1 protein-coding gene is annotated in these 1,171 nt (G+C 62.2%); it reads right to left on the reverse strand.

The annotated features are described in order from the left end of the window. The coding region (groL, locus tag ACFSM5_RS22000) for a chaperonin GroEL (RefSeq protein WP_379879107.1) at positions 1-1,171 on the reverse strand (1,171 nt) is incomplete at both ends.

The following is a 1,171-nucleotide window of genomic DNA, read 5'->3' on the forward strand; positions in this document are numbered from 1 at the left end:
AGCCACGATGCCTTCTTCAACCGCAGCGCGGGTTGCATGCATCGCGTCATCAACGCGATCCTTGCGTTCCTTCACTTCGATTTCCGACGAGCCGCCGACGCGGATCACGGCAACACCGCCCGCCAGCTTGGCCAGACGTTCCTGCAGCTTCTCGCGGTCGTAGTCCGACGAGGTCTCTTCGACCTGCGCGCGGATCTGGGCGCAACGGGCTTCGATGTCGGCCTTCACGCCAGCGCCATCGACGATGGTGGTCTCGTCCTTCGAGATCGTGACCTTCTTCGCCGTGCCCAGCATCTCGAGCGAGACGTTCTCGAGCTTAATGCCCAGGTCTTCGGAGACAACCTGACCGCCGGTCAGGATCGCCATGTCTTCCAGCATCGCCTTGCGACGATCGCCAAAGCCCGGTGCCTTCACGGCAGCGATCTTCAGACCGCCGCGCAGCTTGTTGACGACCAGGGTGGCCAGAGCCTCGCCTTCGACGTCTTCAGCGATGATCAGCAGCGGACGGCCCGACTGCACCACGGCTTCCAGCACCGGCAGCATGGCCTGCAGACCCGACAGCTTCTTTTCGAACAGCAGGATGTAGGGGCTGTCGAGTTCAGCGACCATCTTCTCGGCGTTGGTCACGAAGTAGGGCGAGATATAGCCGCGGTCGAACTGCATGCCTTCGACGACGTCCAGCTCGGTGTCGATGCCCTTGGCTTCTTCGACGGTGATGACGCCTTCGTTACCGACGCGTTCCATCGCCTTGGCGATCATCTCGCCGATCTCGCGCTCGCCATTGGCCGAAATGGTGCCGACCTGGGCGACTTCGCCATTGGTCGAAACCTTCTTGGCCTTGCCCTTCAGGTCCGAAATCACCGCAGCAACGGCCATGTCGATACCGCGCTTCAGATCCATCGGGTTGAGACCGGCAGCAACCGCCTTCACGCCTTCACGAACGATGGCCTGGGCCAGAACGGTCGCGGTCGTGGTGCCGTCACCGGCGCGGTCGGCAGTCTTCGAGGCCACTTCGCGCAGCATCTGCGCGCCCATGTTCTCGAACTTGTCCGAAAGCTCGATTTCCTTGGCAACCGAAACGCCGTCCTTGGTGATGCGCGGCGCGCCGAACGACTTCTCGATCACGACATTGCGGCCCTTCGGACCCAACGTCACCTTCACTGCATTCGCA

It is taken from the genome of Lacibacterium aquatile (assembly GCF_042683105.1).
Classification (GTDB): domain Bacteria; phylum Pseudomonadota; class Alphaproteobacteria; order Elsterales; family Elsteraceae; genus Lacibacterium; species Lacibacterium aquatile.